Genomic DNA, 6668 nt, shown 5'->3' on the forward strand with positions numbered 1-6668 from the left:
GGTTTTGAAACGACTCTGGTAATATATCAATTATTCGATAATTATTAAGGGGCGGTAGTGCGACGATCCGAACGTCGAAACGGTGCTCGAACCAATGACGCCACACGACACGACCGAACGGACCCGATCTGCCGAACCGCCCGCCCGCTACGTCGACAACCTCGCCGAGGCACACGGCGTGTCCGGCTACACGAAAACTCCCGACGGAACACTCGTCTACGCAGCCTACGACGACGGGACGTACGAACTGCAGACGCGAGACGAGCAACTCACCGACGGCGACGGCGATATCATCTCTCCGACATGGTTACACGGACGCGAGTCGATTCTCGCCTACCGCGACGAACACGGCACCGAACAGTTCGATCTGCTGGAGATCGACCCGGAAACCGAGGCGATCGAACCGGTCCTCGCCGACCGGTTCCTCAACTTCAAAGCCCGGCAACACCCGACCGACCCGAACCGGATCGCGTTCGTCTCCAACCGTGATCGATCACTCGACCTATACACGCTCGACCTCGACGACGGCGCAGTCACTAGTAGATCCGAGGCCGACGAACCGGTCATGGGGTACGCCTGGTCGCCTGACGGGGAGCGCCTCGTCTATCAGGCCGGCACCTTCGATGACTCGGCGCTACGACTCGTCGACCTCCAACTGGAACGAGACGACGCGTTCATCGACGAACCGAACTCCGAGCAGTCCTTCGCTTTCACCGACGACGGCTACGGCGCGTGGTCGGAACACGGGATCATCTTCACGACCAACCACGAGACGGGCTACCGGGAACTCGCGGTCGCGGACGGCGACGGCGACTACGCACTGCGTTACGCGAACGGCCGTGACAAGTACGACCCCCAATGGACGACCGACGGCGACATCGTCTTCCTCGAAGCCCGCGGCGGCGACCGGCAGGTACGTCGGCTGAGCGACGGCGAGGTCACCACCATCGAACGGACCGGGATGAACACGGACGTCCAGGTCATCGATGGCGACGTTTACTACAAGCACCGGAGTCCGGCCACCGCCGGCGACGTCCGCCGAAACGAGACGACCGTCGTCGAGGAAGGCTGGGTTGACGTCCAGACGGTCGCTCCCGAGGAGGTCACGTACGAATCGTTCGACGGCCAGGAGATCGCGGCCCGGCTCTACCGTCCCGTCGGCGACCCGATCGGTGGCCTCGTCAAGGCCCACGGCGGCCCGGAGGCCCAACACTACAACCGGTTGGACATGGTCACGCAGACGCTCGTCCACGCCGGGTTCGAAGTTCTGGCCCCGGACTTCCGCGGGAGCCTCGGCTATGGTCGAGAGTTCCGGAAGGCGAGTGACGCCGACCTCGGTGGCGACGACCTCACGGACGTCGTCGCCGGTGCCGAGTACCTCCGCGAACGCGGTCGCACGAATGTTGGCCTGCTCGGTGCCTCCTACGGCGGGTACATGACGCTGATGGGCGTCGGCGCAACCGACGGGTTCGACGCCGGCGCGAGCGTCTGCGGTGTCGTCAACTGGGAGACGACCGCAGAGAACGCACGGGAGTACCTCGGTGCAGTCCTCATGCGGAAGCTTGGCGGCACTCCCGATGAGAAGCCGGATCTCTACGAGGAGCGATCGCCGATCACGTACGTAGACGACATCGACGTCCCGCTGCTGGTCGTCCAAGGTGCAAACGACCCGCGCGTCCCGCAAAGCGAGGCCGAACAGCTCGTCGAATCGCTCACTGACCGTGACATCGACCACGAGTACCTGCTGTTCGACGACGAAGGACACGGTGTCGTGCGGACCGCAAACCGAATCGAGTACATCACGCGGACGGTCGCGTTCTTCGAGGCGCAGCTCTGACTCAGGACACGAACGAGACCACTCCATACCAATGCCGTCCACAAAGCACACCGAACGGGACCACACGTACCGCACCGAACGGTCGATCGGGAGCGCCCCGGCATCGAATCGACCGATGTCGATCTCCGAGATTCAGGCGTCGTACGCCGAGTACGCCGACTGGCTTCACCGGTTCGAGGTCGTCGACCGAGCCGTCACGGGTCGGTACCGGCACGCTCGATTCAGCGATGTCTCGGGACGGGTCATCGATGTCGCCTGTGGCACGGGGACGAACTTCCGATATCTGCCCGAGTCGGTCGATCTCGTCGGGATCGACATTAGCCCGGAGATGCTGGCCAAGGCCGACGAACAACTCGCCGACCTCGGACTGGACGGGACGCTCCAGCAGATGGACGCACAGAACCTCGCGTTCCCGGACGACAGCTTCGATACGGTCATCTCGGCGCTGTCGACGTGTACGTTCCCCGATCCCGTTGCCGCCCTTCAGGAGATGGAACGGGTCTGTAAACCCGACGGGACGATCCGGCTGGTCGAACACGGGCGCAGTGATGTCGGTCCAATCGCGCGCTACCAGGACTGGCGGGCCGATGCCCACTACGCGAAGACTGGGTGTCGCTGGACGCAAGAACCGCGCGAGATCGTCGCTGATGCGGGCCTGTCAGTGCAGGATACGACGACCGGACTGTTCGGCACGATCACGACGTTCGACATTGACCCCAATGAATGATACGACCAATGACAGTACTCACCGAAACCACGATCGCCATGACGCTAGCGGTGCTCGGCGTCATCGGGACACCCGTCTGGTACGCAGTGGCTTGGCACGGGATCAGACTGCTGAAATAAATGCGCGATATGATCAGCCAGAGGAGTTGTAATAGCGAATGAGTGTCCCAACGACTGAGGCGGAAGAAAGCGCTGGTTGGCCGCCCACGTTCCACGGTCGGAGTTGACTGCCGTTCGCGTTCGTGGTGGCGTTTTCGCTGTGGGTGATGTTTTCCACTCTCTCGTTTGGCTGGTTGTTCGGGGCTGATCCATCGACCGTCACCAAGGCGCTATGGAATCTCCCGTCTAGAGTCGTTCAGTTCGGGCTCGCCCTGCTGGTGCTGCGGTTCGAAGACGTGCGGCTTCGGGACCTCGGACTTGGCCGCCGACAGCTCGTTCCGGCACTCGTCGCAGTGGCCGGCTTTCTGTTCGTAGTAAACGCGGTCGTAGCCGGCCTCATTTTCTTTGATACCGGGCAAGTGTCCATCGAACCGTTTGGGCTCTACCTGTCAGCACCGCTGGACTACTCCACGACTGCGCTCGTGGCGTCTGGCTTGGCACAGTACGTGTTCGTCGGCCCGGTCGAGGAGATCGCGTTTCGCGGCTACCTCCAGAACAAACCGACCGACCTCCTCGGACACCGACCCGCGCGCGTCCGGACTGCCGTGGCAGTTGTGACGACAGCCGTCGGATTCGCTGCGTTGCACGTCCCTACCTTACTGCTGGTCGACGAGGTTCCCATCGGGCAAGCTGCGGGTACGCTCGCGTTGCTCACGCTCTCCGGAATTATCTTCGGGACGATATACGCCCTAACACACAACCTGTTTCTGGTCGCCTTCCTGCACGGCATCGGGAACTTCTGGCCGCTGGTCGTCGATCCTGGCCTGGGAGCCTGGCCCAACTGGGGTGTGATCATCGCCCTGTACGGACTAGTCGTCGTATTGTATCGTCGGTGGGCCTCTGTTACGGTGCGGACACCGGAACGCGCCACGATGAAAGGTAACAAGCGGTGTATTGCGACTCCGATAGATCTTGTACACCCGTATCACTGTGGGGGGTTCGTTTGGTACAGGCGTCGTTTGTTCGAACATTCGCTTTAAGATCGTTCGCGGCGAAGCCGACGTATGACACGAAACTGGTCCCGTCGTGGCGCGCTTACAATAGGGGTGAGCGGGCTCGCAACCGCACTTGCCGGCTGTCAAACGTCGTTCGCTTCAGATGAGACCCCGATGCTGGACTTGATAATCAATAATAGTACACCCGAACCACAAAACGTAGATGTCGAGGTTATTGATCCCGACGAGAACGACAGCGAGGCGTTGGTGTACGAGCTTAGCAAGGACTCGGGAGGGTCGGGAGGAGAGTACATTGAAATTCCAGCCAACTCGGAACGGACGTTTGAAGCTGTTGCCGAGGACGAACGATATACCATCCGTGCTACGGTCGATCGGGCGTTCGATAAATGGCGGCACTATCACTATACTACTGCTCCCGTAGACTACGACGGCCAAGTCTTCGTTCTGATTGCCCGGCTTGAAGAGACCGGGAGGGATGTCATCCGGTTTGGTCCGGGGCCGTAATCACAACCGCTGTACGAGCCGGTATCCGCCGAGGCCGAGAAGGCCGATCCAGACGCCGGCAAAAAGTAAGAACCCGATCGTCTTGGCTTGCAGCACGCCGACCATCTCGATGTAGGGGGCAGCGAAACCAACGGTGGCGACGACGGCTCCAGCCCCGATAGCACCGGCGCGCATGCCCTCACGCTCGGAGGTCAGTGCCACCCACCCAACGAAGATACCGAGTGGGATCATCGTCAACCACGCCGTCAACAGTCGGAATGGGAGGTCGAACCAGCCGTGGCCGACCATCCCAGTCTGGAGCAGGAACTGGTCGTCACCGTCCTTAATCACAACGGCTGTTCCCTCAGGTCACGTTCCTCACCGTACGTGAACTCCTCCGAAAGCTCGTCTTGGGTGTAGGCGTCACAGGTGAGGACGAATCCCTGACAGACGACCGGGGTATACTCGTTGTCCGGGGCTGCTCTCGTCCGGTCCACGAAGGTTTGGGCAGTCGGTGAGAGCTCACTATAGCGGTAGGTCGGTGCCTGCTCGACGGTTTCGTTGTATTCGGCTGCCGTGTCCGGGACGATTTGGTGGTGGTATCGGTAGGAGTCCTCAGCCACGTAGGGCGAGGCGACCGTCCCCGGGTAGGAGGCGAGCCATAGGAGGAGGACCGCGACGGCGATACCGGCGACTTGGAAGGTTCGATTGGAGGGCGACATCGAAATACCACCCTCATGTCCCTAATCAACAGTGAAGTGCTTTCGGAAACACTCTCATACGGGCAGTGTCGGTACACCTTGTTGCTGGCTTGGGTGGAAGAATGCAAGCAGAGGGATGTTTGGACGCCGGATCTCACTTGATTGATTAGGGAAAGACGGCTCTGTTGAAATCCTCTATTCGTTACAGTTCTCAATGTCCCCGCTGTATACAACGCGCATATCTTCGATAAGCCAGATTGGCGGCTCTGTTGAAATCCTCAGAAGTTGATAGTTTCACATCCCCCAATCGCTCAGTACAGAGGACTCACATACCGACGTAGAACGCTGATATACCGATATTATGTCAGAAATCGTGTGCGAGATACAGAGGATGAAGTCAGCACAACGGCTTCGTTTATTTCGCGTCAAATCGGATGGATCACCCGTTAGTTGAACGTGCGAATGTATCGGCTATTCTCCGCTACGACTGCGCTCGTAGACGTAGCTGAAAACGAGGCTGAGTGGGACGGCTATCCAGATCGTCCACACTACCACTACCAAGATGGTATCGGGGTACAGCTCAAAGAACGCTCCGAGGAACTCGGTGAGCGAGGTCGGCGGGTCAACTCCCCCGTATGGGTTCAAAAACTCGTAGCCGTACACCGGAGCCAGTAGCAACCACACGGCAGTTCCGGCAGGGTAGTTCCCGGCGACCGTGACCAACGCTGCGACGGCACTGTAGTATGGGACACTCGACGGCAGGGAGCGCCACGTGAGCGCCCCGACCACGAATCCCGTGGCGAGGTACACCGGGACCGCAGACAGAATCACCCCTGCGGAACCCAACGAACCCGCAACCAGCGTACTCACCGGAGCAAACACGATTCCACCGGCGAGGACACCGGCGGCCATACTGTAGCCGGCCCCGACGTCCTGTCGGTCTCCGAGCGGCAACCGTGACGGTCCGTATCGACCGTACAGCCGCACCACTCGGTCCAGCCTGGCTACCATGACACTCTCTCCACATAAATTGTACTTGAACGTACTTTGTTCCGTCGGCTGTACAGTGTCTTGCTGTCTATCTCCCCATTCGGGGCAGCCTCGGCTCCAGGGTAGCCCAGATACAAGGTAGAACAGTCTACTCGCTGAATAATCGAAGACAATCCAATCGATATATTTCTAGTCTGTATTGACCGATCCGACCAGCTCGTTTTCTGAAGAGCTTCTGTGCGAGATACGCGCGCTGTATTCAGCAACGCCAAGGAGATCTCCTCAGTTTCTGTCGGTAGTGAGGTGCGAGATACAGAGCATGACTACATCACCTTGGCCGAGCTGAATTGAGCGGTAACTACAGAGGAGAAAGTTACGGAGAATCAAGGAGAAAGCCTCGCGCTTCAGCGCGGGGATGAATCCGACAAACGATGATACAAACCACCGACGATAGCGCGGCCTGATATTCCAGTAGATACTTAATATAGCACACTTAATTACGGTTGTAATGGTCACGGTGACTGTCACCACGAAGTTCCACAATCCATCCCTCTCACGGCGGAAAGAGTGGCAACGCGCCACTCGACTCTACCGTGACACCAAGCAATTCTGTATCAACGGATGGGAGAACGGCGACTTCGGGAAGTCCGTGACCACGGCCAGTATCGACAACGACCTCTACTCGGCCATCCAGAACCAAGCCATCCGTGAGGCGAAATCCGATCATAATAAGCACGGGGAAGTTCGCTACCGAGAGAGTCAACCGTTCGCCATCAACAACCAGAACTGGGAACTTGACACGACCGAGAACGGCAC

Annotated in this window: 8 protein-coding genes; 5 read left to right on the plus strand and 3 right to left on the minus strand. The window is 59.4% G+C overall.

Annotated features, from left to right (window positions below; genetic code table 11):
* Positions 1-94 precede the first annotated feature (94 nt).
* From DJ81_RS00130 to DJ81_RS00145, 4 genes are all read left to right on the plus strand, one after another.
* Positions 95-1837 carry a prolyl oligopeptidase family serine peptidase gene (locus DJ81_RS00130; protein WP_094587871.1) on the plus strand — a complete coding sequence of 581 codons (1743 nt, stop codon included), beginning with the start codon at positions 95-97 and terminating at the stop codon, positions 1835-1837.
* A gap of 31 nt (positions 1838-1868) precedes the next feature.
* On the plus strand, positions 1869-2564 hold the full coding sequence (locus DJ81_RS00135; RefSeq protein WP_249269027.1) for a class I SAM-dependent methyltransferase: 696 nt from the start codon (positions 1869-1871) through the stop codon (positions 2562-2564).
* A 265-nt stretch (positions 2565-2829) separates the two neighbouring features.
* A complete protein-coding gene (locus tag DJ81_RS00140) occupies positions 2830-3702 on the plus strand; it encodes a CPBP family intramembrane glutamic endopeptidase (protein ID WP_094587873.1) in 873 nt (290 codons plus the stop codon).
* Between the two features lie 24 nt (positions 3703-3726).
* Positions 3727-4182, plus strand: coding sequence for a hypothetical protein (locus DJ81_RS00145; protein WP_141212014.1), 456 nt, complete (start codon positions 3727-3729; stop codon positions 4180-4182).
* Here DJ81_RS00145 and DJ81_RS00150 read toward each other — a convergent pair whose 3' ends face one another.
* From DJ81_RS00150 to DJ81_RS00160, 3 genes are all read right to left on the minus strand, one after another.
* On the minus strand, positions 4183-4512 hold the full coding sequence (locus tag DJ81_RS00150; RefSeq protein ID WP_094524431.1) for a hypothetical protein: 330 nt from the start codon (positions 4510-4512) through the stop codon (positions 4183-4185). It abuts the gene before it with no gap.
* Complete coding sequence (locus DJ81_RS00155) at positions 4509-4883, minus strand: hypothetical protein (protein WP_094524430.1); 375 nt, start codon at positions 4881-4883, stop codon at positions 4509-4511. Before DJ81_RS00155 ends, DJ81_RS00150 begins: the two co-directional genes overlap by 4 nt.
* Positions 4884-5333: 450 nt before the next feature.
* A complete protein-coding gene (locus tag DJ81_RS00160; RefSeq protein WP_249269028.1) occupies positions 5334-5873 on the minus strand; it encodes a hypothetical protein in 540 nt (179 codons plus the stop codon).
* 487 nt (positions 5874-6360) lie between these two features.
* On the opposite strand from DJ81_RS00160, the gene DJ81_RS00165 reads away from it, so the two are divergent.
* Positions 6361-6668 (plus strand): transposase (locus DJ81_RS00165; protein ID WP_094587875.1); only part of this gene is annotated, 308 nt, incomplete at its 3' end.

This window comes from Halorubrum sp. Hd13 (genome assembly GCF_002252755.1).
GTDB lineage: Archaea > Halobacteriota > Halobacteria > Halobacteriales > Haloferacaceae > Halorubrum.

Coding starts and splice junctions, on each gene's coding strand:
- DJ81_RS00130 (WP_094587871.1), top strand. CDS start 95: ATGACGCCACACGACACGACCGAACGGACCCGATCTGCCGAACCGCCC.
- DJ81_RS00135 (WP_249269027.1), top strand. CDS start 1,869: ATGCCGTCCACAAAGCACACCGAACGGGACCACACGTACCGCACCGAA.
- DJ81_RS00140 (WP_094587873.1), top strand. CDS start 2,830: ATGTTTTCCACTCTCTCGTTTGGCTGGTTGTTCGGGGCTGATCCATCG.
- DJ81_RS00145 (WP_141212014.1), top strand. CDS start 3,727: ATGACACGAAACTGGTCCCGTCGTGGCGCGCTTACAATAGGGGTGAGC.
- DJ81_RS00155 (WP_094524430.1), bottom strand. CDS start 4,883: ATGTCGCCCTCCAATCGAACCTTCCAAGTCGCCGGTATCGCCGTCGCG.
- DJ81_RS00160 (WP_249269028.1), bottom strand. CDS start 5,873: ATGGTAGCCAGGCTGGACCGAGTGGTGCGGCTGTACGGTCGATACGGA.